The organism is Psychroserpens sp. Hel_I_66 (assembly GCF_000799465.1).
Classification (GTDB): domain Bacteria; phylum Bacteroidota; class Bacteroidia; order Flavobacteriales; family Flavobacteriaceae; genus Psychroserpens.
Genome location: NZ_JUGU01000001.1, coordinates 3,025,331 through 3,049,373, shown reverse-complemented (window position 1 = coordinate 3,049,373; position 24,043 = coordinate 3,025,331). Strand labels below are relative to the sequence as shown.

The window sequence follows — 24,043 nt, the reverse complement described above, 5'->3', positions numbered from 1 at the left end:
AGTGGCTCAATTAAAAATTTGAAGACTAATGCCTAAACATCCATTTCTGGAATATCACCTTCTATAATCAAAGTTCCTTCCGTAGCATTGTTAATCTCCTCTACCGAAACTCCCGGAGCGCGCTCTAAAAGTTTAAAACCTTTTGGTGTTACTTCTAAAACCGCAAGATTCGTTACAATCTTTTTAACGCATGCAACACCTGTTAATGGCAGTGAACATCGCTTTAATAATTTTGATTCTCCTGCTCTATTTGTGTGCATCATAGCAACAATAATGTTTTCTGCACTGGCAACTAGATCCATTGCGCCACCCATTCCTTTTACCATTTTACCCGGTATTTTCCAGTTGGCGATGTCTCCTTCTTCAGAGACTTCCATAGCACCAAGAATCGTTAAATCAACATGCTGACCACGAATCATCGAGAAACTCGTTGCTGAGTCAAAAAAACTTGCTCCTGGTAATGTAGTAATGGTTTGTTTACCAGCATTAATAATATCTGCATCTTCTTCACCTTCAAAAGGAAAAGGACCCATACCAAGCACTCCATTTTCACTTTGAAATTCTACTTCTATATCGTCTCTTACATAATTTGCAACTAGGGTTGGAATACCTATTCCAAGATTTACGTAATAACCGTCTTGTACTTCTTTTGCAATTCGTTTTGCGATTCCGTTTTTATCTAACATAATTAACCTCTTTGTCTAACTGTTCGCTGTTCTATTCTCTTTTCATATGTTTCACCTTGAAAAATACGTTTCACAAAAATACCAGGAACATGAATTTGATTAGGGTCTAATGCACCAACTGGCACTAATTCTTCAACCTCAGCTACCGTTATTGTTGCTGCGCCACACATATTAGGATTAAAGTTTCTGGCAGTTCCTTTAAATATTAAGTTTCCTGCTGCGTCCCCTTTCCAGGCTTTTACGAATGCAAAATCTGCTTTAAATGCATGTTCCAAGACATACATTTTACCATCAAATTCTCTGGTTTCTTTACCTTCTGCAACTTCGGTTCCATATCCAGCAGGTGTATAAAATGCTGGAAATCCTGCTTGTGCTGCTCTGCAACGCTCTGCTAAAGTTCCCTGCGGGATTAACTCGACATCCAACTCGCCAGACAGCATTTGTCGTTCAAACTCATCGTTTTCGCCCACATAAGAGGAAATCATTTTTTTGATTTGTTTTTTCTGAAGCAATAAGCCTAAACCAAAATCGTCAACTCCTGCGTTATTAGAAATACACGTGACGTTTTTTACGTTTCGTTTTACAAGTTCTGCAATGGCGTTTTCAGGAATACCCGAAAGCCCGAAACCTCCCAACATAAAGGTCATATCATCTGCCACTCCATCAAGAGCTTCTTGAACATTCGCTACTTTTTTACTGATCATTTTATTTGTTTTTAGCTACGGAAATTTACGAAATAAAAAAGCCATTCAAAAACGGAATGGCTTTATATTTTTCCGAAGAAAAATAAATATTTATATGGCTTTCATGATGTCTTAAAATTCCGACCACGAGATTCACACCTGCGCAGGAATGTGTTAAAAATCAATAACACCATCTAAATCATCATCTGGATCTGCGTCATCGTTTCCATTACCTTCCCATTTACTACAATCTACTTCTATAGATAGATTTTCTGGTTTTTCAAAATTCTCTTTTGAAATCCCCAACTCCTCATCTGCATAACACGCTTTCATATATAATCCCCAAATTGGCAATGCCATTGAGGCTCCTTGACCGTAAGTTATCGATTTAAAGTGTGCTGCTCTATCTTCTGCACCAACCCAAACTCCTGTTACAAGGTTAGGTACCATACCCATAAACCAACCATCACTTTGGTTTTGTGTCGTACCTGTTTTACCCGCAATAGGGTTTGTAAGTTCATAAGGATAACCTGTCATAATCTCTTTATAAACACCTTGATCTGCTCCCCAAGTTCTTGTTAATCTTGCTCCTGATCCTGCCTCTACAACACCTTGCATCAAATTAACCGTAGTATAGGCCACTTCTGCGCTGAGCACATCTTTTGTTTCAGGCGTAAATTGAAATAACACGGTTCCGTTTTTATCCTCTATACGTGTCACCATTACTGGTTTGTTGTAAACCCCCTTATTTGCAAATGTGGCGTAGGCTGCTACCATTTCATAAACACTAATATCTGGAGTACCCAATGCAATTGCTGGTACTGCTGGTATATCTGAATCTATCCCCAAATTATGCGCCATGTCCACAACTGGTTCTGGCCCAACTTTATCCATTAAACGTGCAGTTGCGGTGTTTACAGATTCTGCCAGTGCCTTTTTTAAGGTTAAAAAACCATCGTAACGACCATCTGAGTTTTTGGCTGTCCAAGGTAATGGGTTTCCAAATTTATTAGCTTCTATTGTAATTTGTTGTCTCGGGATCGTATCACAAGGCGATAAATGTAATTGGTCAATTGCTGTTGCATAAACAAAAGGTTTAAATGTAGAACCTACTTGACGTTTACCTTGTTTTACGTGATCGTATTGAAAATGTCTATAATTCATACCACCAACCCAGGCTTTGACATGACCTGTTTGAGGATCCATAGACATCATTCCTGGTTGAAGGAATGACTTATAATAACGCATGGAGTCTATAGGTTTCATGATGGTGTCAATCTCTGTTGGCTTACCGTTTCTCCAAGCAAAAACTTCCATTTGCGTAGGCTTTTGAAAAGATGCTATGATTTCTTTTTCAGATTTGCCTTGAGCCTTTAAAATTCTCCAACGCTCAGAACGTCTCATTCCTGTATTCATCAAGCTTTCTATTTCCTTCTCATCAAGTTCTAAAAAAGGTGCTGTTTTATTTCTATCTGGAGTATTTTGGTTATCAAATTCTGCTTGTAATCTTGGCATATGTCGACCTACAGCATCTTCTGCGTACTGCTGCATTCTAGAATCTATCGTGGTGTAGATTTTTAGTCCGTCGTTATAGAGATTAAAACGTTCACCATCTGGCTTTGGGTTGTCTCTAATCCAATCTTTCATGAACTTATCAAGATACGCTCTAAAATAAGTTGCAGTCCCTTCTCGATGGGATTCAGGCGAATAATTCAAATCGAGTTCTGTTTTTTGAAGACTATCTTTTTTTACTTCGGAAATGTACTCGTACTTATACATTTGTGCCAAAACTACATTTCTTCTATTCTTTACACCTTCAGGATTACGATGTGGTCTTGGGTTGTACAACGATGAGTTTTTGAACATCCCAACGAGCATTGCAGATTCTTTTAGATCTAAATCTTTTGGTTCTTTCCCAAAGTAAATACGGGATGCGCTTCTTATTCCATCGGCATTATTTCCGAAGTCATAAATATTAAAATACATTGCTATGATTTCCTCTTTAGTGTATTGACGTTCTAAACGGATAGCAATGACCCATTCTCTAACTTTTTGGAATAGACGTTGAAATTTATTTGAAGACACTTGTTTTGTAAACAGCTGTTTCGCCAATTGCTGGGAAATGGTACTGGCTCCTCCACCGCTTCCCATTTTAACAATGGCTCTAAGGGTTCCTCTAAAATCTATACCTGAGTGGTCATAGTGTCTTATATCTTCGGTCGCGACTAAAGCGTCAACCAATTCTTTTGGCAATTCTTCGTAATCTACAGGTGTTCTATTATCATCTAAATAAAATTTACCTAATGTTTTATCATCTGAAGAAATGATCTCTGTTGCCAAAAATGTTTTTGGATTTTCTAGAATGGTGTGATCTGGCATTTCTCCTAAAAGTCCCCAAGAAGCCAATAGAAACATAAAGAAAAATGCGAAAACGCCTCCTGCAAATAGGATCCAGAATCGTCTTATATATTTTGAAAAATCTTGAGCGCTATTTTTTGTGGATTTTTTCTTTGCTACAGTTTTTTTTGCCATAATCAATTTGTTTGCGAATGCTCTATTCTAAAACCGACATCTGTGATGCCTTCTAATTTGTCAATGCCATCGACACTTCCGTTTTGCCTCATGGCATGTTGTAAATAAATGGTGTATTCTCCTTTTTCTTCAAATACAAATGGTTCTTTATACCCTTTGTACCACAGCTTATTTTCTTTGATATCTGTAAATCCATCACCTAAAAAAGTACCATCTGGATTTGCCATTTTATATTCTAATGTATCTTTTATTGTTTTACCGTTTGGGTAATTGAGCTCTGCAATTAAAAACAAATTACTGTATTTAAAATCTTCTGTGTTTCTAAGGTTTACGAATAGATTGTAAGCTTTTGTTGTATCTGGAGGTGTTACCTTGAATTCAATTTTATTGTCTTTATCCCACTCATCTGGTACAGATTTATACTCATCAAAAACACGATTAGAATCACATGATGCCAAACTTAATATAACCATCAAACCAATGAACCCATACTTATTTTTTTGCATTACTACTGTTTGGTTTTTTTGTACGCTGTCTTTGCTTGCCTTTATTATTTCTACGTTTCTTTTTACGTTTTGGACCATCGAAACGTGTTAAACTATCTTGACCAACAACGTTTTCAAACTCTGTTTTAGTATCTTGTATGAGCTGGGATGCGTATTCTTCAAGACTTGCAACTTTTTCTCTCTTCTTATTTTTATCAATAATTTCGTTAGCTTGTTCTGTAGTTAATACGTGCCAATTCATCCATTCTCCTTCGTAGGCATACCACATATGACCTTTAAATATGTCTGTTTTTTGGCACACAGCTTTTCCTTTTTCAGTAAAAAGTTTTACATCTGTTTTTGGAAATGCTTTTAATGCATCTAAATAGGCATCTAACTCATAATTTAAACAGCATTTTAGCTTTCCGCACTGTCCAGCAAGTTTTAAAGGATTAAGAGATAATTGTTGGTAGCGAGCAGCAGATGTGCTTACAGATCTAAAATCTGTTAGCCATGTGGAGCAACATAGCTCCCTTCCGCAGGAGCCAATACCTCCAAGACGCGCTGCTTCTTGACGAAAACCAACTTGTTTCATCTCGATTCGAGTTCTAAACTCTCTTGCAAATAACTTGATAAGCTCTCTAAAATCTACCCGTTCTTCCGCAGTATAATAAAATGTGGCTTTGCTTGCGTCTCCTTGATATTCTATATCTGAGATTTTCATTTTAAGCTTTAAATCAATAGCAAACTGTCTTGCCTTGACTTTCATTGGCTCTTCTTTATCTCTTGCCTCAGACCAGATATCGATATCCTTTTGGCTAGCTTTACGGTAAATCTTTAAGACATTTTCTTCATCATCAATCTTAATTTTTTTACGCTTCATTTGTACTCTTACCAATTCTCCAGTAAGTGTAACCATACCAATATCATGGCCAGATTGTGCTTGAGTAGCTACAATATCTCCAATGCTAAGGGTTAAATTTTCTGTATTTTTGTAGTATTGTTTTCGCCCGTTTTTAAAACGAACTTCAACACCTATAAAAGGTTCTTCACCTTGTGGTAACGACATGTTGGCCAACCAATCAAAAACAGTAAGTTTATTGCAGCTATCTGTGCCACAGGTACCATTGTTTTTGCATCCTTTTGGTTGTCCTCCCTCTCCAGTTGAGCAACTTTTACAACTCATGAAATTTTATATATAATTTGATAACGTGAACACGTTACCAAATGGCGATTAATGTTTCTTTTGAAATGTAAAGATAAGATTATTTATTCATAAAAGTAAAGCGCTATAATCTTGTTATATTAAAAATTTTATACCGCTCATAACTTACTTGAATTTAAACTGTTATAAAAATTTTGCTCACATTTTTATTTCTATTCGATGTTTTAATATAATCTTAAAACTCATTTACTATGAAAACAAAAATTACGCTATTGGCTATCGCATTATTTTTAATTGAAATTTGCTTAGCCCAAACTCCAAATGTAAAAGTTGGAGGTGGAGAATTTAAATTTAATCCAGAAAAATCTCCTTGTTTGACTCACCAACAAAGAAGTAACATTTTTGAAAATTTACAAACCAGTATTGAAGACTTAAGACGACAGAACAGGTTATCATTTTCTGAAACTCGAAGAGGAAACCATCCACTATTTGTTTGGCCTCTCAAAAAAGCCGACGGACTAGAATATAATGACGTTTATGGAATTTCGGGCTATGTTGACCACAACTCCTCTTTTCCCAACCAACTAACAGATTATAATTGTGGCGCTCGTTCTTACGACACCAATGATGGTTATAACCATCAAGGCATAGATATGTTTACATGGCCATTTGGCTGGAAAATGATGGATAATGATGAAGTTGAAATCATTGCTGCAGCAGCTGGACAGATCATTTTTAAAAGTGATGGGAATTTTGACCGCAGCTGTTCTTTTGACACAACAACTCCTTGGAATGCAGTTTACGTACAGCATACCGATGGCAGTATTGCCCTTTATGGCCACATGAAAGATGGTTCTCCAACAACAAAAAGTGTTGGTGACATGGTTTTTGAGGGCGAATATTTGGGTATTGTAGGAAGCTCTGGTGTATCTACAGGACCTCACTTACATTTCGAAATTTATACAGACAATACATTTTCTCAACTGGTAGACCCTTATGATGGTGGTTGCAATAATTTAAATCCAGATTCTTGGTGGCAATCGCAAAGACCTTACAATAATCCTGGAATAAATGCAGCTTTGACACATACAGCAGATCCAATATTCCCTGCATGTCCAACTACTGAAACTTCTAATGAAAGCAATCAATTTGATGTTGGAGACGAAGTGTTTTTTACGATATTTTTAAGGGATCAAGAAGCAGGTACGAGTGTTAATCTTAGAATTGTGAAACCAGATGACACCGATTTATTTAACTTCAATTTTGATCTTACAGATGATTACTATGCATCTTGGTGGCGATGGAATGCTTTCCCTAATGTTGAAGGAGAATGGAAATGGGTCGCAACTTATGCTGGAGAAACGGTCACGCATACGTTTAACGTAGGAGAGGCACTTAATGTTGACGAACAGGATTTCGAAACGACTTCGGTCTATCCAAACCCGTTTAATGAGGTGCTCAATATTTCATCCAAAAAGAGAATTATTAAAGCTGAAGTGATAGATATTCTCGGGAAGACTGTTTTCTTGGAACAGCAAGTTTCCGAAGATATAAAAACTTTAAACCTCTCAAATTTATCTAACGGAATGTACTTTTTAAGGTTAGAAAGTGATACCAAAGAGACAAAAACAATAAAACTTGTTAAAAACTAAAAATCAATTAAACTCTATCTCGTAGTTCAATCTATTGGATAGGGTTTTTAACTCGGTTTTTGTTTTAAAGACGTTAGAAAACAGCATTTGACTCCACCCTATTTTGTTTGAGTATTGATTGAAGCTCTCTTCTTTCCAGTTAAATCCGTCTTTCCAGAATTTGTTCGGGGAAATGTAACAAAACGTATAATCAAAAATGAAACTCGACTGGTTTTTACCCTCTAAAACTGACAGCGTATTTGGAGCTAAAAGCGTTATTTTGTGGTCTTTACAATTATTTCTAATCGATTCTATCAACGCAGGATAATCCTCTTTTAAAGTGGAGATATCAAAATCATTATACTCTGTGTTTCCTATTTTTTGAATAGGTCTTATTTGCAAAATATCAAAACTATTGGCGTTAAAATGATTGAAAAAATCCTTTAGCTCGTAAAAATTATCTTTATTGAATGTGTAATTTATCCTAACCTTGAAATCATACTTCGATTTTAATTTTGCAAAAGCCTTAAACGCGTTCTGAAACTTTTCATAACTGGCTTTTTTCATGAAATTCTCATAACTTTCTTTAGTTACACCGTGAAGAGATATGGTAAATTCATTAAGTCCAGCTCTTAATAATGCTTCTATTTTTTCTTCGGAAAGCAGATTGGCATTGGTAGTTATGGAGATATAAGGTACTTTGTACGCTTTGCCCAATTCCACAATTCTAACTAAATTTTTATATAGCGTAGGTTCTGTACCGCAACCTATTTGCAACTTTAAAGCGCGTTTAAAAATAGATTTCGCAACCAATTCCAACTCGTCATCCTTAAATTGGCCTTTGAGTGTTTTTACATAATCCTCATCTGTAAAATAACACATTTTACAGCGTAAATTACATGCCATGACGGGATCTAGATTTACCGCTAAATACCTTTTATTAAATTTATGCAAAAGGTATAGACCAAGAAATTTAATTCTATGACTTTTAATCTTTCTATTAAGCTGTAAAAGTTTATAGATATTCATTTATCATGTTTTGCTGAAGGTATCAAAAATATTTCTTAAATCCTTCTTGAAAGGTAAATGGTCTGCTCTTCCTTTTTTAAAGATATCGTTGCTATTTCCCTGACCTTTGCGCAGTGCTTTTTGCTCTTCAAAAGGCAATCTGTTTATTTCCATACAATTGGTTGAGCAGCAGTTTTCCATTTGGGCTTTGCAATCTTCACATTGTATAAATAACAAATGGCAGGCCTCGTTAGCACAGTTGGTGTGCAAATCTGCTGGCTTACCGCATTGATGGCAATTTGCTATAACATCATCACTAATGCGCTCTGATCGACGCTCATCAAACACGAAATTTTTACCAATGAATTTGTTTTCCAGTTTATTGGATTCTATTTGTCTCACGTAGTTTATAATTCCGCCTTCTAATTGAAATACGTTTTTAAAACCTTTGTGTTTGTAGTATGCACTAGCTTTTTCGCAACGAATGCCTCCTGTACAATACATGACCAGATTTTTATCTTCTTTATGGTCTTTCAAATCCTCCTCAATTAGATCTAAAGATTCTCTAAAGGTGTCCACATCTGGCGTAATTGCATTTTTAAAATGACCAATCTCACTTTCATAATGGTTTCTCATATCAACCAAAACAGTATTGGGATCGTCTATTAATTCATTAAATTTTTCTGCATCAACATGCACTCCCTTATTGGTCACATCAAACGTATTGTCATTTAATCCGTCTGCCACAATTTTTTGGCGCACTTTCACCTTTAATTTCAAAAACGCAAAATTATCATGCTCAATAGCAATGTTCAATCTTACATGTTCCAAAAATGTTATTGTGTCTAAATGGTTTTTGAAAGATTCAAAATTTTCCGCAGGAATAGATAATTGAGCATTAATGCCCTCGTGAGCGACATAGATTCTACCGAGGACTTCTAATTGGTCCCAAGCTAAAAATAAATGGTTTCTAAAAATTTCGGTATTGCCAATTTTGGCGTACTTATAGAAAGAGATTGTTAAGCGTTCTTTACCCGCTTGCTCAATAAGATCTGCTCTTTCTTTAGCACTTAAGTTATTGTACAGTTGCATGCTATACTAATGTTTAAGGTTAAAAAAATGAAATGCAAAGATATAAAAAGTATTCAGTATTCAGTATTCAGTATTCAGTATTCAGTATTCAGTATTCAGTATTCAGTATTCAGTGTTTGGTGTTTGGTGTTTGGTGTTTGGTGTTTGGTGTTTGGTGTTTGGTGTTTGGGTTAAAATTTAACAATAGCGCATAAAAAAGCCCTGCGGATTCGATATAAACAGGGCTTTTTTAGAGGACTAACTCGTTATTAATATTTTTAAATGTTTCTTAAAAATACAATCCGAGTTAACCACCATCGGCCTTGCAGTTACTGTTCGTTAAAACAGCAGCCGAAAAACCCGATACTTTGTTTAAAATAATTTTTCTAAAAAATCTCATTTCTAATAAGAATTTAAGTGTTTTGGATATGCTTTATCCTATAGAAACGATTAAAAATCTTGATGTCTAAAAACATTTCAAACTAAGTCGCACACTTTCTAAATTACTAAAAAGTACAAAGTTTCTAGTTTCAATTTATCTATGATCTTTAATCTTATTTACAGATTTAAAGCTTCTTTTTCATAGCAAGATTTCCCAATCTCAATTGGTAGATGCAAAAAGTTTAAAAAGGTTGCGTCATATGTCAAAAAAAATTAAAAGATGTTGTATTTTAGCTAACCCTTTTTAAAGGATATTAATTATATAAACAAGTAAGAAATGAGCAGTGAAAAAGACGCTAAATTAAAAGCATTAAAATTAACTTTAGATAAATTAGATAAAGCCTACGGAAAAGGAACCGTTATGAAAATGAGCGATCAAGCAGTGGTTGATGTAGATGCTATTTCCTCAGGTTCTTTAGGTCTTGATATTGCTTTAGGAGTTGGTGGTTACCCAAGGGGTCGTGTGATAGAGATTTATGGTCCGGAATCTTCTGGTAAAACAACACTAACATTACATGCCATTGCCGAAGCTCAAAAAGCTGGAGGTATCGCAGCATTTATTGATGCAGAGCATGCTTTTGATAGAACTTATGCTGAAAAATTAGGCGTAGATATAGATAACTTAATTATTTCCCAACCAGATAATGGTGAACAAGCTTTAGAAATTGCAGATAACCTTATTAGATCTGGAGCTATTGATATCGTTGTTATTGACTCGGTTGCTGCATTAACGCCAAAAAGTGAAATTGAAGGTGAAATGGGTGACTCTAAAATGGGACTACACGCGCGTTTAATGTCTCAAGCATTAAGAAAATTAACAGGATCTATAAGCAAAACAAATTGTACCGTGATCTTTATTAACCAATTACGTGAAAAAATTGGAGTTATGTTTGGTAATCCAGAAACGACTACTGGTGGTAATGCTTTAAAATTTTATGCTTCGGTAAGATTAGATATTAGACGTTCTACTCAAATTAAGGAAACAGATGGTAATGTTGCAGGAAATAAAACCAGAGTAAAAGTGGTCAAGAATAAGGTCGCTCCTCCATTTAAAATGTGTGAATTTGACATCATGTATGGTGAAGGTATATCTAAAGTTGGAGAAATTCTAGATGTTGCTGTAGAACAAGAAATTGTTAAAAAGAGTGGTTCTTGGTTTAGTTATGGCGAAACCAAATTAGGTCAAGGTCGTGATGCGGTAAAAGCATTGATAAAAGACAATCCAGAATTAATGGATGAACTTGAAGAAAAGGTTCGCGCTAATATCAAAGCAACACAGTAAAATCTATTTTGAATTTAAAAAAAATCCCTTTTTTGGGATTTTTTTTGTTTTAAGACGCAACCTTTTCAGAAAATAGGCATCTATGTTATGAAATCTTTTATATTTCAAAATTAATTTTAACAAATGAAGAAAATTTTTTTATTAAGTTTTTTAGTGTTTTCAGTATTTGGATGTAGTCTCGATAATGATGCAATCAACTTTTATAATGAGGCATTGCCAATTGAATCTGTCAATGTGCCAGAGACATTTCAATTTGGGCAGGTTTACCAAATAGATGTAACCTATTTTAGGCCTACGGGTTGCCATATATTTAATAATTTTTTAGTTGAAAACGATGACAATGAAACCACTATCGTTCTTTTAAACACGGTTTACCTCAATTCAGATTGCCAAACATTTGAAGCTAACAGTAACCAAACAGAGGCGTCATTTAATTTTCAAGTGAATAATATTGGTACTCATGTTTTTAAATTCTGGCAGGGAAAAGATGATAATGGGAGTGATGTTTATCTAATCGTAGAAGTACCAGTAGAAGAATAAAACTAAATTAATTAAACCGAAATTATGTGAGTTCAGACCAACTCATAGAGCAATGTAAAAAAAATGATGCTCAAGCACAAAGTCAATTATATAAGCTATACGCGAGTAAATTGTTTTCAGTTTGTTTGAAGTATTCGCGCAATTATGCCGAAGCGGAAGATAATTTACAAGACGCCTATTTGACTATTTTTAAAAAAATTGGTCAGTATAAAAGTAAAGGATCCTTTGAAGGCTGGCTGAAAAGAATAGCTGTGAATACAGCATTACAGCGTTATAGGAGCGCTGGTGTGTTTAGTATAGTTAATGAGGACCAAATTGAAGATAAAGCAGTAGAGGTAAATGATGACGAAGACCTAAGTGTAGATTATTTATTATCAATAATTCAAGAATTACCAGATAGGTATAGACTGGTTTTTAATTTATACGCCTTAGATGATTATTCACATAAGGATATAGCAGAAATGTTAAACATATCAACCGGAACCTCAAAATCGAACTTAGCAAGAGCGCGTTTGATTTTAAAAGATAAAATAAAACAATATAAAGCGAGTCCCAATTCGCAAAGCATATAATGAGTGAAAAAAAACATATAGACAAACTCTTTAAGGAGCATCTCAAAGATTTTGAGGTAGCCCCTAATGATGCTGTCTGGGAACGTATTGAGAACGAACTCAATAAAGACAAACGTAAACGCAGAGTAATCCCTATTTGGTGGAAAGTCGCTGGAGTTGCTGCTGCCTTGGTTTTAATGTTCACAGTAAGTTACAGGCTATTAAATAACCAGGAAAATAGCGTTAATACAAAAACCGTTAATACAGAAAAAACAAACAATAACTCACAAAATACTGATGAAACGAATACTTCAGAATTAAATACTTCGGAAGACTTAGAACAAAATCCAATAGTTGTAAACGAGAAATCTTCTGAAGAAAATAACAACTCTACCATATCTCCAAACAAAAACTCAACAACAAAAAACAACTCAACAACAAACAAAAACTCAACAACAAACAATACAAATAATGAAACTGGTGTAGCGACTTCCGAAGAAAATGATACCAATAACAGTGATTCCCAAAAAAATAAATCACTTATCAATAACAAATCATTACAACGTGACGCAGTCGTTTCTAACGAAAAAAACAATCCAAAAAACAAAACAGACAAAACAAATCAAAACCTCAACAATACTGTGGTTGAAAATTCTAATGGTTCTAATACTCAAAACGAGAATCGCATTAATGATATCAAAAAGGAAAATTCTGAAATTGACCAACTCATAAAACAATCTAAGACGGAAACTTCAACCCAGATTACAGATTCTAATTCTTCGGAAAAAGAAAATAGTGAAACCTTGATAGATACCTCTAAAACTAAAATTTTAGAAACCGAAAATGCCATTGAAAAAGCAATTGCTGAAGCAGATAAAGAAGACAGTGAAAAACTCAAAGACAGTCTAGCTACTTTAAAACGCTGGAGTGTTGCACCTAACGTTGCCCCTGTTTACTTCAATTCGTTTGGTAATGGTTCTTCAATAGATGAGCAATTTATAGATAACACAAAAGAGGGCGAAGTGAATATGAGTTATGGTGTAAAAGGCACCTATGCCATTTCAAATAAATTTACAATTAGAGCTGGTGTGAATAAAGTAGATTTGGGATATTCTACAAATAATGTTGTTGCGTTTGCAAATCCCAATGCACAAAGCACAAATCAAGCTTTAGCGAATATAAATTCTACAGATTCTACTACCACTTTTATAAGTGCCAGAAACTTTAGTTTTGCTTCTGGTCCAGAGATTCTATTTACAAAAGAACAAGGTTCTATAAGTCAGCAATTAGGTTTCATAGAAGTTCCCATAGAACTAGAATATCACGTTCTTGATAGAAAATTTGGAATAGATGTTATTGGTGGATTTAGCACGCTGTTTTTAAGTGATAACAACGTCTATTCCGTAAAAAATAACGGTAACAGAACACGTTTGGGCGAAGCTAATAATATTAACGATATGAGTTATAGTGCCAATTTTGGAGTTGGCTTCAACTATAATATTTCCCAACAATTACGATTTAATCTTGAGCCAACGTTCAAGTATCAAATAAATACATTTAACAATACCTCTGGAGATTTTAAACCTTTCTTTATTGGTGTTTATACAGGACTTAGTTTTAAGTTTTAGGTTTTTTAGTTGGTTAGATAGTTATTGCAAATAAAAAGCAATAATGACTAAAAGCTGCTCTGTGCCAAGAGCAGCTTTTTTTTGTTTAGGCATTATAAATTTGGAGCTGAAGTTCAATCAAATCCCGGGCTTGCTTATTGAGTGCTTTGGTATCTGAAACTTTCAAACCTTCCGTAGAAATAAAACGATGCACTTTCGATCTCATTTTACCTGGAGTTCCACTAAAAAAGGTGTAAGAAAATCGCTTTTTATTATCGCCAAACGTAATTGGTACAATTGGGATTTGATGATTGATTGCCATTCTAAAAGCGCCATCTTTAAATTCGTCCAGCATAATACTTTCATCTGGCACACCACCTTCGGGGAATATACAAATACTCATGCCTTGTTTTAAACGTCGTTGTGCTCTTAAAAATACCGCTTGCCTACTTTTAGCATCATTTCTATCTACCAAAATACTCGTACGTTTATAGAAAAATCCAAATAATGGGATTTTAGCCAACTCTGCTTTACCAACAAATACAAACGGATTTTTCACCGTAACCAACATCAACATTATATCTGCCATTGAGGTGTGGTTGGCAACAAACATGTAGCTTTTATTTTTCTGCGGAATCTCCTCACGCTCAATCTTGACCCGAAAACCCATACCAATCAATATAAACCAAGACCAAATACGAGCCAACTTAAAAAAATATGGATACCAAGATTCTTTTAAAATAGATATTACCAATAACGGAAATAGCACTATTATGGGTACTGCCACCAATATGTAGAACCAAATGCGATATAAGGTAGAAGATATGTATCTAAAAATTATCATCGTGCTCAAAACTACTTAAATTAATTCAACATTTCTACTAAAAAAATTACCTTTGCTGACGATTAAAAAAGTTTTAAGTTTCATGACTGAATTAATTTAATTAAAAGAGATACCTGCTTTCGCAGGCAATACTATGGCAAGAATACTAACAGGAATACAAAGTACAGGAACACCACATTTAGGAAACATCTTAGGCGCCATTTTGCCTGCAATAGAAATGGCAAACGACCCAAATAACGATTCCTATTTGTTCATCGCAAATTTGCACACACTCACACAAATTAAAGATGGTGAGCTATTACGAGCAAACACCTATTCTACCGCAGCCACTTGGTTAGCGTTTGGTCTGGATATAGAAAAAACTGTGTTTTATCGCCAAAGTGACATTCCGCAGGTGACCGAACTGGCTTGGTATTTAGACTGTTTTTTTCCATACAAGCGCTTAAAATTAGCCCATGGTTTTAAAGACAAAGCAGACCGTTTAGATGACGTTAACTCTGGTTTGTTCATGTACCCAATGCTTATGGCAGCAGATATTTTATTATATGATGCCGAAATTATCCCAGTAGGCAAAGACCAGTTACAGCACATAGAAATGACCCGTGACGTTGCATCACGTTTTCATGCTCAAATGGGAGATACTTTTGTGTTGCCAGAAGGTAAAGTACAAGAAAACACCATGCTTATTCCTGGAACTGACGGTGAAAAAATGAGTAAAAGCAGAAACAACTTTATCAATCTCTTTTTACCAGAAAAGCAATTGCGTAAGCAAATCATGTCTATTGAAACAGACAGCACTCCTCTTGAGGATCCTAAAGATTGGTCAACCTGCAACTGTTTTGCGTTGTATAACTTACTGGCATCTCAAAGTGAGATTACGACCATGAAAGCCAATTACGAAAATGGAGGTTACGGTTACGGTCATGCAAAACAGGCGTTATATGAGTTGATACTCTCAAAGTTTTCTTCGGAAAGGGAACGTTACAACCATTACATGTCTAACCTCAGCGAAATTGACGCTGCTTTGGCTGTCGGAGCTGAAAAGGCCAAGTTGGTTGCAAATGAGGTTTTGGCTCGTGTTCGTAGCAAGGTTGGGTATTAACAAATTCTTGCGAATGCAGGAATCTCAAAGTAGAGAAGTACTGTTATCTTGATTTTTCGATCACACAAGAACAATAGCTATTTAAGATAAGATTCCCTCTTTAGCAGGAATGGGTCATGCCAACTCAAACAACTTCCCAGGCAAAGGTCGAGTAACACCTTTCAATTCCATACCTAATAAAACACTAGCAACTTTAAATGTAGGAAGTTCGCATTGTATCGCAATGACATCTAGCAACTGAGCATCTTTATCTTTTAGGAAATTATAAATCACTTTTTCTTCCGAAGATAATTCAACAAATAATTGTTTTTGAATGACTGGTTTGGTGTTTTTCTCTAATTGCCAGTTGAGCATATAAGCCACATCTAATGGATTTGATAATAAATGTGCTTGTTGCGTTTTTATCAAATTATTGCAACCTACACTTTGACTATCGGTAACACGTCCAGGAACTGCAAATACATCTTTACTATACGAATTTGCAATATCTGCTGTAACGAGACTGCCTCCTTTCTCTGCAGATTCTATCACAATTGTCGCTTCGCTCATACCTGCAATGATGCGGTTACGTTTCAAAAAGTTATTTCGGTCAAAAGGGTCTGTGCTCCAAAAATCGGTGAGGAATCCGCCATTTGCCTCAACATCTGCCATATACTTTTTATGGACTTTAGGATAGATCTGGTTTAAGCCATGAGCTAAACAACCAACAGTTTGTAAATTATGCTTAATCGCAGCTTTTTGTGCAGTTATATCTGTACCGTAAGCAAAACCTGAAATTATTACAGGATCAAAAGGAGCCAGTTCCTCAATGAGTTTTTCACAGAACGAAACTCCGTAGGTGGTGATTTTTCTAGTTCCAATCACGCTAATGATTCGTTTTTGTTTGAGGTCAACATTCCCAACTTGAAATAATAAAATTGGGCTATCAATACAGTGCTTTAATTTTTCGGGATAATCAAAATCTGTGAAATACAAAGGTGTAATGTCATTTTCTTTAATAAAACGGAGCTCATTTTCAGCTTCCTTTAAATGTTTGCTGTCAAATAACCCATGTAATATCGAGGCTCCTATGCCATCAATTTTAAGAAGGTTACTTTGCTTTTCTTTTAATACAGCTTCCGCAGAACCACAATGATTTATTAATTTTTTAGCAGTTACATCTCCTATTTTAGGAACGTGCTGCAGCGCTAAAACATAAATTAATTCTTGATCTGTCATTCTATAGTGTTGATATATAATTCACAAGAAACGAATTTTAGACTGTTAATAAATACTTCAGTCAATTTTTTATTCGCGTGTTAAAATTTTTAACTTTGTTTTTATGCAACTAGAGAATTACATAAGCGACTTATTGTACAGATATGATTGTGTTATCGTGCCTCACTTTGGAGCCTTTTTAACACATCGTGTTTCGGCAAAAATAAATGAAACGACACCTACGTTTTATCCGCCAAAAAAAGTATTGTCATTTAATGAACAATTACAAACCAATGACGGACTTTTAGCCAATTACATCGCTGAAATTGAAAAAGTGCCTTATCTCGTTGCTGTAGAGAGAATTGCTAAACACGTAAAATCTATCAAATCTTATTTAATTGAAGGAGAAACGATAGCCTTACAAAACATTGGCGAACTCATTCTAAATACTGAAGGCCACATCAATTTTGAACCTTCGCACAACATCAATTACCTTACCGATGCTTTTGGGCTATCCCAATTTTCATCTACTAAAATTACCAGAGAAGTTTATAAAGAGACCGTTGAAGAGGTAGAAAAAGCGATTCCTATCACCATTACTCCAGAGAAAAGAAAAAGCAGACCATATCTCAAATATGCTGCTATTGCATTAATTGCTTTAACAGTTGCGGGTTTTGCAGGTTCTAATTACTACGGAAACCAGATTGATAGCCATAACCAAATTGCACAAGAGGAAGCCAATGATCAATTGGATGCCAAAGTCCAGGAGGCTACGTTTATCATTAGCAATCCTTTGCCAGCTGCAACGCTTCAAGTAGAGAAAGTGACTGGGAATTACCATATTGTTGCTGGTGCATTTCGTGTGGAAGCAAATTCTGACAAAAAAGTGGAGCAACTCAAAGCCAAAGGTTTTAAGGCTCGTAAAATAGGCGTCAACCGTTATGGACTTCACGAAGTTGTTTACTCTAGTTATACAGATAGAATTGAAGCTTTAAATGCATTACGCAACATCAAACGTACGCAAAATCGTGATGCCTGGTTGTTGGTTAAGGCTTTAGATTAATTTAAAAGCGAGACTTTGGATCTTCTACATTTCCAAAGAAAACATTTTCATTTAACAAAAACTTAAATGGCGCAATTAAGCAGCAAAATCATCTTATCTTTGCTTTTTTAAATTTAGATTTCCGTTTTAATGGAAACAAAAAATTAAATTTTTTTAATGGAACCAAGAACTGCTTTTCAGTCTAAAACAATTATGACCGATTTGGTTTTACCAAGTGAAACCAACCCAATCAATAATCTTTTTGGTGGCGAATTACTGGCACGCATGGATCGTGCTGCAAGCATTGCTGCTCGTCGACATAGCAGAAGAATTGTTGTGACTGCAGCTGTAAATCACGTAGCTTTTAATCGCTCAATACCTTTAGGAAGTGTCGTGACTATTGAAGCCAAAGTTTCTCGTGCGTTTTCCAGCTCTATGGAAGTGTATCTGGACGTTTGGATCGAGGATAGAGAATCTGGCGAATGCATAAAGGCCAACGAAGCTATTTACACGTTTGTTGCTGTTGATGAAACTGGGAGACCGGTAAAAGTTCCAGAATTAATTGCAGAAACTAAATTAGAAAAAGAGCGTTATGATGCTGCATTGCGTCGTAAGCAGTTAAGCTTAGTGGTTGCAGGTAAAATGAAAGCTGCAGATGCTACTGAGTTGAAGGCTTTGTTTGAGTAATTGTTAGAATAGAAAACTTTAGATACTTTAGATTTTAAAATACTTACATTTTGTAAATCCAACTTGCTGGATTTTCAGGATTAGAGTCTTTAAAAACTCCAAAACCTAATATAGTTTCACCTTCATTATTTGTAAACACTTCTCCTATTTCTTGTTTAGTAGAAACTTTATCTCCTTTTCTAACATAGACTTTAGATAAATTTCTATACACAGTGATGTAATTACCGTGTCTTATCAAAACCACTGGATTAGAATTTTTCTGTCCAGAAACCGCTAGCACTTCTCCTTCAAAAACGACTCTCACTTTTTCGTTTTTATCAGTCGCAATTCTAACGCCATTACTATTTATTTTTACCGATGGATCAATTGGCGACGGTTGTGTGCCAAAACGCACTTTAACCACTCCTTTCTCAACTGGCCAAGATAATTTTCCTTTATTAGCAGCAAAATTTTTAGCAATCAATTTTGCCTCAGGTGTCAATGCGAATCCTTTTGAAGTTGTTGATTTACCAGCTTCCTTATTAGATGCAGCGATGGCTTCTCTAATCAATCTGTTAATTTCTCTATCTATAGCATCAATTTCTTGCTGCTTCTTTTTAATTTTAGACGAGTAAGAACTTAGGTTTTGTCTAATGGAAGCCATTAATTTTTCTTGCTCTTTCAACTCTTTTTCTAGTTCTTTTTTAGCTTCTCTATTCTCAACAATGAGTTTATCCTTATCTGCTTTTTGGCGCAGTAAATCGGTATTTAATTCTTGTAATTTTGTGGTTTTACCCTTTATTAAATCACCTTGCTCCTTTTGGTAATCTGTATATTGTTTGATGTATTGCAAACGCTTGTAGGCTTGTTTAAAATCGTCTGAAGATAAGAGGAACATGACTCGGCTTTGTTCCGATTTGTTTTTGTAGGACTTCACGATCATTTGAGAATAATCCTCTTTAAGCGTTGTTAATTGGTCTCTTAAACTGGAAATCTCGTTTTGATTGCCATTGATTTCTCTGGTCAATAAATTGGCTTGATCGTTTGTGACCTTTATTAAATTTCGTCTCACGCTTACTTTATGGTTGAGATCTTCTACTAAGGACAGCACGCCTTTCTCTTCCTTTTTATCTTTGGAATACAGGTTATTGAGAATGTTCAATTGCTTCTGAAATTCAACACGCTTCGCCTCGAGTGCTTTTTGTTTATCACTTTGTGCTTCCGAAGAAAAACTTTTAAGAAGTAAAAAAAGAAACAGAATATAGGTAAGTTTATTTGGCATCATCTAAAATAATTTCGTCAAATCCTGAAGGTATATTGAAGGGAAATCGCACCTCTTCATTTATTGAAACCGACTTATACTCCATCATGACATTGAGTTCTTCACTATCTTCTACAGCAATAATTTTAATGTTTTGAGGTAATATTTGCTTGTCAACATCTTGGTATCCCGTATAATCTATTTGCAGAAAACGCTTTTTTGAAGGTTGCAATAATTGTTGGGAATCCATTTTAAAGTGTGACGGATTGAACAATAGGAATAACTCTAAAATTGAATTCTGATTTTTGGGTTGTAAGATATAAGACGCTTCGTTGTTAGAAATGACATATGTATCATCTTTTAAGTTAAAAAGCGGTTCTCCAATTAACAAACTTTGCACTTTATCAAAATTTAATTCTACACCCAATAAATCACTTAAAAGCTTATAATCACCATCAAAATATTGGTTATTGATCTTATCATAAAACTGAACTCGGTCTGGAGTAATCATTGCTCTTGCGAGACCTAGAGTTGCGCTAATCCAAATGGTTTTATCTTTTTCCATTCTCATGCTAAGGGAATACGATGATTCTTTAAGGCCATCAATGATATCAATCTTTACTTTTGCTTGAAGTGTTTTAAAACTAGCATCATTCTTACCATTTTCCCTAATCAATTGCTTGGAGGTAAGCTTATTATCAATCTCACCATTAGCCACTACGCTTCTTGCAGATTTGCAGGATACACCCAAAATTAAAAATAAGCAGGCTGTAGTGATTTTTAAACTCTTCATATATTATTGATCTTTCAATAGGGCTTGCGCCTTTTTAGCAAACGTTTCAGATTTACTTATATTATTTAACTGCTTGTAAGATTCACTTAGCTGTTTGTAGAAATCTGCTTCCATTTTTGGATTTTCAACTAAAAAATCTAAACCTATCTCTAAGCTCTCTATGGCGTTTTCTGGTTGTTTGATTTTATTGTTTGCAACACCATTAACTAGATACAAAATAGGCTGTGACGGGAAAATATCTAAAGCTTCTTTGCTTCTTGTCACTGCTTCTTCATCTTTATTTAAATCTATTTGAAGCAGTAATACGTCTCTAATAATCTTGAACTCATTTGGCTCTTGCTGTAATGCTTCTTCGTAATATCCTAAGGCTTTCTCTTTATCATTAGATTTTAAATAATAATCACCTAACTCTATCAATGTCTTTACACTTTTGTCTTCACTTATCAAAGATGTCATCTCGACTAGGTCTGCCTCATACTCTGGATTCTTACCAACAAAATTAACGAAGTCGTTTAATACCTTGGTTTTTGCTTCTGGCTTTATTACTGGGCTGGCAAGCACAACCTTCATTGAGTTAATTGCATTTTTAGTATCGTTGTCATCTAAATAGAACTTGTATAATGCAAGGTGCACCAATTGTGATTCTGAATTGATTTCCAATAATCGTTTTGCAGAGTCAAATGCCTTTTTGGTTTCGCCAGTTTCGCTATATCTATAAATGAGACGCAGGTAATTGGACTCATCTTCAGGATTACTTTTAACACGATCTTCCAGATTTTCTATTCGGTCTTCATCATTACCTGTTAGATTGTAAATTTGATTGCGCAAAAAATCCCTGTCTTCACTGTATCCCAATTGAGAATCCATTTCATCTAAAAGCTTTATGGCGTCTTTATATTTTTCTAATTGAATATATAATGACGCTAGATCTTGCTTATAATCTGGATGAAATTTTACCAATTGCTTTACTGTTTTTAGCGCTTTATTGGTTTCGTTTTGCTGAATATAAACACCATACAACTCGTCTAAAAACCATTCGTTTTCTGGAGATTTGGAAACTGCTTCCTTAAAGGCATCTTCTGCAGCGCCAAAATTTTTGAGTTGCATGTAATTTTTTCCCAATTCGTAATACAACACAGGATCACTATCGTTGATTTCGATGCATTTTAAAAGCGCATCTGCAGATTTTTGGTAGTTCTCTATCCCTTTTTGTTTTAAGGCTTCAAAGAAATATTCCTGAAAGGTGTCCTCAACATTTCCTAAATCATCATCTGGACGCTTATTGAAATCAACTTGCGCAAGGGTTTTCTGCGGAAGCATAAAAATTCCGAAGAAAAAAAGCAGGATGTATAATTTAGTTTTCATAGTCATTTCCTTTTAAAAAAAGGAGTTTTAGTTGTTTTGCAACTAGTCAGGTTTCAAAATCTATTGCAAAATTAGTTTTGGGATTCCTGCTTTCGCAGGAACTAGGTTATTCCAAAACAGAATAATCGCCAATACTTATTGCTTTAAATTCACCGTTGTATATAACGTGATTGCCAATCATAGCATTGTCTAAATTAGCGTTTTTAATAGTAGTATGGTTTTGTATTAAGCTATTTTTAACGCTTGAATTGTCTACCACACAATTATCACCAATAGACACATTTGGGCCTATTGTGGCATTATTCAGTTTTACGTTTTCACCAATATAACAAGGTTCTATAATTGTTGAGTTATTGTTTTTTACTGTCTTGGCAATCATTTGCTCTTCGCCATCTGCTTTTAAAAAGCCTAACATTTTAGAATTGGTCTCTAGTGTAATGTTTTTGTTTCCGCAGTCCATCCACTCATCTACGGTTCCTGTTTTAAAAACTTTACCATCTGCCATCATACGTTTAATCCCATCGTTAATTTGGTACTCACCACCATTCATAACGTTTTGATCCAGTATTTCTTGCAATTTATCCTTTAAAACTGCAACATCTTTAAAATAGTAGATCCCAATTACAGCTTGATCGCTTACAAACGTTTTTGGTTTTTCAACTAATTCTACGATTTCTTCTTTATCATTTAATTTGACAACTCCATATGCTTCTGGGTTTTCTACTTGTTTGGTCCAAATGACACTATCTGCTTTTGGGTCGAGATCAAACTCTGCTCTAATTAATGTATCTGCATAGGCAATAACTGCTGGTCCAGAAAGCGATGGCTCTGCACACATAATAGCGTGTCCAGTGCCCAAAGGCTGATCTTGGCGGTAGATAGACGGTTTTGCGCCCAAACTTGTAGCTAATTCCTTTAAACTTTCTACAACCTCGTCACCAAACCAAGCTGGATCACCTAATACAAAAGCAATTTCCTCGATAGGTTGCTTTAGTACTTTTGCAATGTCTCTAACCAGTCGATGAACGATTGGCTGACCTGCAACAGGTATTAATGGTTTTGGAACTGTTAAACTATGTGGTCTTAGACGAGAACCTCGTCCAGCCATTGGTACTATTATTTTCATCTGTTAATCTTCAATATTTACTTGTAATTTATTTTCTTTTGCTATTTTGTTAAATGCTTCTAACTGTCCAAGTTCTTTCATTTCCTTGTATATGAACCCAATATGTTTTTGAGCGTCAATATTGTAAGGAGAATCCATTTCGAGATAAAGGTAATATGCCTTGATCATATTTTGTAAAGCAGGTTCGTAATCTTTTTGAAAGTAAAGAATCCTGCCTATCCCGTAAAAGCCCTCTGGATCATTATCATAAGTTATTTTATAGTTCTCATAAGCGCTTAAAGCATTTGGTAAGTCGCCATTGAGCGCATAAGCAACAGCAATATTCATGAGGGGCATTTTTCCTTTTGGATCTAATGCAAGTGATTTTTTATAACATGAAATAGCTTCATCAAAATTGTTCAATTTGCGATAGCTATATCCTAGATTATCCCAAGCAAAAGCAAAGTTTTTATCTTTATTTACCGCTTTTCTAAAAAGTGTAATGGCTTTTTCATAATCTTCATTTGCAAAGGCTATTTGACCTTCTTCATAAAACTTCATTGCTTTTTTTCGTTCTGAATAAGACTTATCTGATGCTTTATTATCGGTAAAATACATCTCTTTTAAAAACTCACAGTTATTGTAGAGATATTCTTCAATTTCTTCATAATTTTCAGAAATATCAATGATAAAATTTTTGTCATTACTAACAACTAAAGAGTCTGTTTTTATTTTAGACTTGCTTAAAGAGTCCATAGATTTTTCTAGAGAACTTAACAGATCATTATCGACTTGATAACCCAAGTTAGCAGATTGGATACAAACTTTTATCTCTTCACTTTTCTCTTTTTTTGTTTTATCGATATCAATTTTGGAAATACATTCACAAGCTTGATCTGAAATCTTTTTTATTTTTTCGTTATCCTGAGCACTGCTCAACGTAAATACTAAAAGGCAAATTAAAACGCTTATGCTTTTCATGATTT

Annotated in this window: 22 protein-coding genes; 8 read left to right on the top strand and 14 right to left on the bottom strand. The window is 34.9% G+C overall.

Annotation, left to right across the window (positions count from 1 at the left end; all coding sequences use genetic code 11):
- Positions 1-32: 32 nt before the first annotated feature.
- From GQ40_RS13550 to GQ40_RS13530, 5 genes are all read right to left on the bottom strand, one after another.
- Positions 33-686, bottom strand: a complete 654-nt coding sequence (locus tag GQ40_RS13550; protein WP_047549480.1) for a CoA transferase subunit B — start codon at positions 684-686, stop codon at positions 33-35.
- Between the two features lie 2 nt (positions 687-688).
- Entirely contained in the window at positions 689-1,390 is a 702-nt protein-coding gene (locus tag GQ40_RS13545; RefSeq protein ID WP_047549477.1) for a CoA transferase subunit A, read from the bottom strand.
- Between the two features lie 153 nt (positions 1,391-1,543).
- Positions 1,544-3,901: a penicillin-binding protein 1A gene (locus GQ40_RS13540; RefSeq protein ID WP_047549473.1), complete on the bottom strand. Its 2,358-nt coding sequence runs from the start codon at positions 3,899-3,901 to the stop codon at positions 1,544-1,546.
- Between the two features lie 2 nt (positions 3,902-3,903).
- Positions 3,904-4,407, bottom strand: coding sequence for a gliding motility lipoprotein GldH (locus GQ40_RS13535; RefSeq protein ID WP_047549470.1), 504 nt, complete (start codon positions 4,405-4,407; stop codon positions 3,904-3,906).
- Positions 4,394-5,572, bottom strand: a complete 1,179-nt coding sequence (locus tag GQ40_RS13530) for a stage 0 sporulation family protein (protein ID WP_047549467.1) — start codon at positions 5,570-5,572, stop codon at positions 4,394-4,396. The genes GQ40_RS13535 and GQ40_RS13530 overlap by 14 nt, the downstream gene beginning before the upstream one ends.
- A 230-nt stretch (positions 5,573-5,802) precedes the next feature.
- On the opposite strand from GQ40_RS13530, the gene GQ40_RS13525 reads away from it, so the two are divergent.
- Positions 5,803-7,203 carry a T9SS type A sorting domain-containing protein gene (locus GQ40_RS13525; RefSeq protein ID WP_047549464.1) on the top strand — a complete coding sequence of 467 codons (1,401 nt, stop codon included), beginning with the start codon at positions 5,803-5,805 and terminating at the stop codon, positions 7,201-7,203.
- 3 nt (positions 7,204-7,206) lie between these two features.
- On the opposite strand, the gene GQ40_RS13520 is transcribed toward GQ40_RS13525, so the two are convergent.
- Together GQ40_RS13520 and GQ40_RS13515 are read right to left on the bottom strand one after the other, a co-directional pair.
- A complete protein-coding gene (locus tag GQ40_RS13520; RefSeq protein ID WP_047549460.1) occupies positions 7,207-8,211 on the bottom strand; it encodes a radical SAM protein in 1,005 nt (334 codons plus the stop codon).
- A gap of 3 nt (positions 8,212-8,214) precedes the next feature.
- The gene (locus GQ40_RS13515) at positions 8,215-9,282 is read right to left on the bottom strand and encodes a rhodanese-related sulfurtransferase (protein ID WP_047549457.1); all 1,068 of its coding nucleotides are present in this window, start codon (positions 9,280-9,282) and stop codon (positions 8,215-8,217) included.
- Between the two features lie 697 nt (positions 9,283-9,979).
- On the opposite strand from GQ40_RS13515, the gene recA reads away from it, so the two are divergent.
- The 4 genes from recA to GQ40_RS13495 all read left to right on the top strand — a co-directional run bounded on the left by recA (position 9,980) and on the right by GQ40_RS13495 (position 13,703).
- Complete coding sequence (gene recA, locus GQ40_RS13510) at positions 9,980-10,984, top strand: recombinase RecA (protein WP_047549454.1); 1,005 nt, start codon at positions 9,980-9,982, stop codon at positions 10,982-10,984.
- Between the two features lie 123 nt (positions 10,985-11,107).
- The gene (locus GQ40_RS13505) at positions 11,108-11,524 is read left to right on the top strand and encodes a hypothetical protein (RefSeq protein WP_047549451.1); all 417 of its coding nucleotides are present in this window, start codon (positions 11,108-11,110) and stop codon (positions 11,522-11,524) included.
- Positions 11,525-11,550: 26 nt separating this feature from the next.
- Positions 11,551-12,096 (top strand): RNA polymerase sigma factor, encoded by a 546-nt coding sequence (locus GQ40_RS13500; RefSeq protein ID WP_047549449.1) that lies wholly within the window; start codon positions 11,551-11,553, stop codon positions 12,094-12,096.
- Entirely contained in the window at positions 12,096-13,703 is a 1,608-nt protein-coding gene (locus GQ40_RS13495; RefSeq protein ID WP_047549446.1) for a hypothetical protein, read from the top strand. The genes GQ40_RS13500 and GQ40_RS13495 overlap by 1 nt, the downstream gene beginning before the upstream one ends.
- Before the next feature lie 85 nt (positions 13,704-13,788).
- Here the strand turns inward: GQ40_RS13495 and GQ40_RS13490 are convergent, their stop codons facing one another.
- On the bottom strand, positions 13,789-14,526 hold the full coding sequence (locus GQ40_RS13490) for a lysophospholipid acyltransferase family protein (RefSeq protein ID WP_047549444.1): 738 nt from the start codon (positions 14,524-14,526) through the stop codon (positions 13,789-13,791).
- 133 nt (positions 14,527-14,659) lie between these two features.
- Here GQ40_RS13490 and trpS point away from each other — a divergent pair, with 133 nt between their 5' ends.
- Positions 14,660-15,628, top strand: coding sequence for a tryptophan--tRNA ligase (gene trpS / locus GQ40_RS13485; RefSeq protein ID WP_047549441.1), 969 nt, complete (start codon positions 14,660-14,662; stop codon positions 15,626-15,628).
- Positions 15,629-15,742: 114 nt separating this feature from the next.
- On the opposite strand, the gene dprA is transcribed toward trpS, so the two are convergent.
- On the bottom strand, positions 15,743-16,846 hold the full coding sequence (gene dprA, locus GQ40_RS13480) for a DNA-processing protein DprA (RefSeq protein WP_047549437.1): 1,104 nt from the start codon (positions 16,844-16,846) through the stop codon (positions 15,743-15,745).
- Positions 16,847-16,949: 103 nt separating this feature from the next.
- On the opposite strand from dprA, the gene GQ40_RS13475 reads away from it, so the two are divergent.
- On the top strand, positions 16,950-17,888 hold the full coding sequence (locus GQ40_RS13475; RefSeq protein WP_047549435.1) for an SPOR domain-containing protein: 939 nt from the start codon (positions 16,950-16,952) through the stop codon (positions 17,886-17,888).
- A 156-nt stretch (positions 17,889-18,044) separates the two neighbouring features.
- Complete coding sequence (locus GQ40_RS13470; protein WP_047549432.1) at positions 18,045-18,554, top strand: acyl-CoA thioesterase; 510 nt, start codon at positions 18,045-18,047, stop codon at positions 18,552-18,554.
- A gap of 43 nt (positions 18,555-18,597) precedes the next feature.
- On the opposite strand, the gene GQ40_RS13465 is transcribed toward GQ40_RS13470, so the two are convergent.
- From GQ40_RS13465 to GQ40_RS13445, 5 genes are all read right to left on the bottom strand, one after another.
- Positions 18,598-19,818, bottom strand: coding sequence for a murein hydrolase activator EnvC family protein (locus GQ40_RS13465; RefSeq protein WP_047549428.1), 1,221 nt, complete (start codon positions 19,816-19,818; stop codon positions 18,598-18,600).
- A complete protein-coding gene (locus GQ40_RS13460; RefSeq protein WP_047549425.1) occupies positions 19,805-20,587 on the bottom strand; it encodes a DUF4292 domain-containing protein in 783 nt (260 codons plus the stop codon). Before GQ40_RS13460 ends, GQ40_RS13465 begins: the two co-directional genes overlap by 14 nt.
- A 3-nt stretch (positions 20,588-20,590) precedes the next feature.
- Positions 20,591-21,952 carry a tetratricopeptide repeat protein gene (locus tag GQ40_RS13455; protein WP_047549422.1) on the bottom strand — a complete coding sequence of 454 codons (1,362 nt, stop codon included), beginning with the start codon at positions 21,950-21,952 and terminating at the stop codon, positions 20,591-20,593.
- A 106-nt stretch (positions 21,953-22,058) separates the two neighbouring features.
- Positions 22,059-23,078 (bottom strand): sugar phosphate nucleotidyltransferase, encoded by a 1,020-nt coding sequence (locus GQ40_RS13450; protein ID WP_047549419.1) that lies wholly within the window; start codon positions 23,076-23,078, stop codon positions 22,059-22,061.
- A 3-nt stretch (positions 23,079-23,081) separates the two neighbouring features.
- A complete protein-coding gene (locus GQ40_RS13445; protein WP_047549416.1) occupies positions 23,082-24,038 on the bottom strand; it encodes a tetratricopeptide repeat protein in 957 nt (318 codons plus the stop codon).
- Positions 24,039-24,043: the final 5 nt, after the last annotated feature.

Excerpts from the sequence above, each read along its gene's own strand:
- GQ40_RS13525 (WP_047549464.1), top strand. The coding sequence starts at position 5,803 with ATGAAAACAAAAATTACGCTATTGGCTATCGCATTATTTTTAATTGAA.
- GQ40_RS13460 (WP_047549425.1), bottom strand. The coding sequence starts at position 20,587 with ATGAAGAGTTTAAAAATCACTACAGCCTGCTTATTTTTAATTTTGGGT.
- GQ40_RS13535 (WP_047549470.1), bottom strand. The coding sequence starts at position 4,407 with ATGCAAAAAAATAAGTATGGGTTCATTGGTTTGATGGTTATATTAAGT.
- GQ40_RS13515 (WP_047549457.1), bottom strand. The coding sequence starts at position 9,282 with ATGCAACTGTACAATAACTTAAGTGCTAAAGAAAGAGCAGATCTTATT.
- GQ40_RS13520 (WP_047549460.1), bottom strand. The coding sequence starts at position 8,211 with ATGAATATCTATAAACTTTTACAGCTTAATAGAAAGATTAAAAGTCAT.
- GQ40_RS13445 (WP_047549416.1), bottom strand. The coding sequence starts at position 24,038 with ATGAAAAGCATAAGCGTTTTAATTTGCCTTTTAGTATTTACGTTGAGC.
- GQ40_RS13475 (WP_047549435.1), top strand. The coding sequence starts at position 16,950 with ATGCAACTAGAGAATTACATAAGCGACTTATTGTACAGATATGATTGT.
- GQ40_RS13495 (WP_047549446.1), top strand. The coding sequence starts at position 12,096 with ATGAGTGAAAAAAAACATATAGACAAACTCTTTAAGGAGCATCTCAAA.
- GQ40_RS13540 (WP_047549473.1), bottom strand. The coding sequence starts at position 3,901 with ATGGCAAAAAAAACTGTAGCAAAGAAAAAATCCACAAAAAATAGCGCT.
- recA (WP_047549454.1), top strand. The coding sequence starts at position 9,980 with ATGAGCAGTGAAAAAGACGCTAAATTAAAAGCATTAAAATTAACTTTA.
- GQ40_RS13450 (WP_047549419.1), bottom strand. The coding sequence starts at position 23,078 with ATGAAAATAATAGTACCAATGGCTGGACGAGGTTCTCGTCTAAGACCA.
- GQ40_RS13505 (WP_047549451.1), top strand. The coding sequence starts at position 11,108 with ATGAAGAAAATTTTTTTATTAAGTTTTTTAGTGTTTTCAGTATTTGGA.
- GQ40_RS13530 (WP_047549467.1), bottom strand. The coding sequence starts at position 5,572 with ATGAGTTGTAAAAGTTGCTCAACTGGAGAGGGAGGACAACCAAAAGGA.
- GQ40_RS13470 (WP_047549432.1), top strand. The coding sequence starts at position 18,045 with ATGGAACCAAGAACTGCTTTTCAGTCTAAAACAATTATGACCGATTTG.
- trpS (WP_047549441.1), top strand. The coding sequence starts at position 14,660 with ATGGCAAGAATACTAACAGGAATACAAAGTACAGGAACACCACATTTA.
- dprA (WP_047549437.1), bottom strand. The coding sequence starts at position 16,846 with ATGACAGATCAAGAATTAATTTATGTTTTAGCGCTGCAGCACGTTCCT.
- GQ40_RS13455 (WP_047549422.1), bottom strand. The coding sequence starts at position 21,952 with ATGAAAACTAAATTATACATCCTGCTTTTTTTCTTCGGAATTTTTATG.
- GQ40_RS13465 (WP_047549428.1), bottom strand. The coding sequence starts at position 19,818 with ATGATGCCAAATAAACTTACCTATATTCTGTTTCTTTTTTTACTTCTT.
- GQ40_RS13545 (WP_047549477.1), bottom strand. The coding sequence starts at position 1,390 with ATGATCAGTAAAAAAGTAGCGAATGTTCAAGAAGCTCTTGATGGAGTG.
- GQ40_RS13490 (WP_047549444.1), bottom strand. The coding sequence starts at position 14,526 with ATGATAATTTTTAGATACATATCTTCTACCTTATATCGCATTTGGTTC.
- GQ40_RS13550 (WP_047549480.1), bottom strand. The coding sequence starts at position 686 with ATGTTAGATAAAAACGGAATCGCAAAACGAATTGCAAAAGAAGTACAA.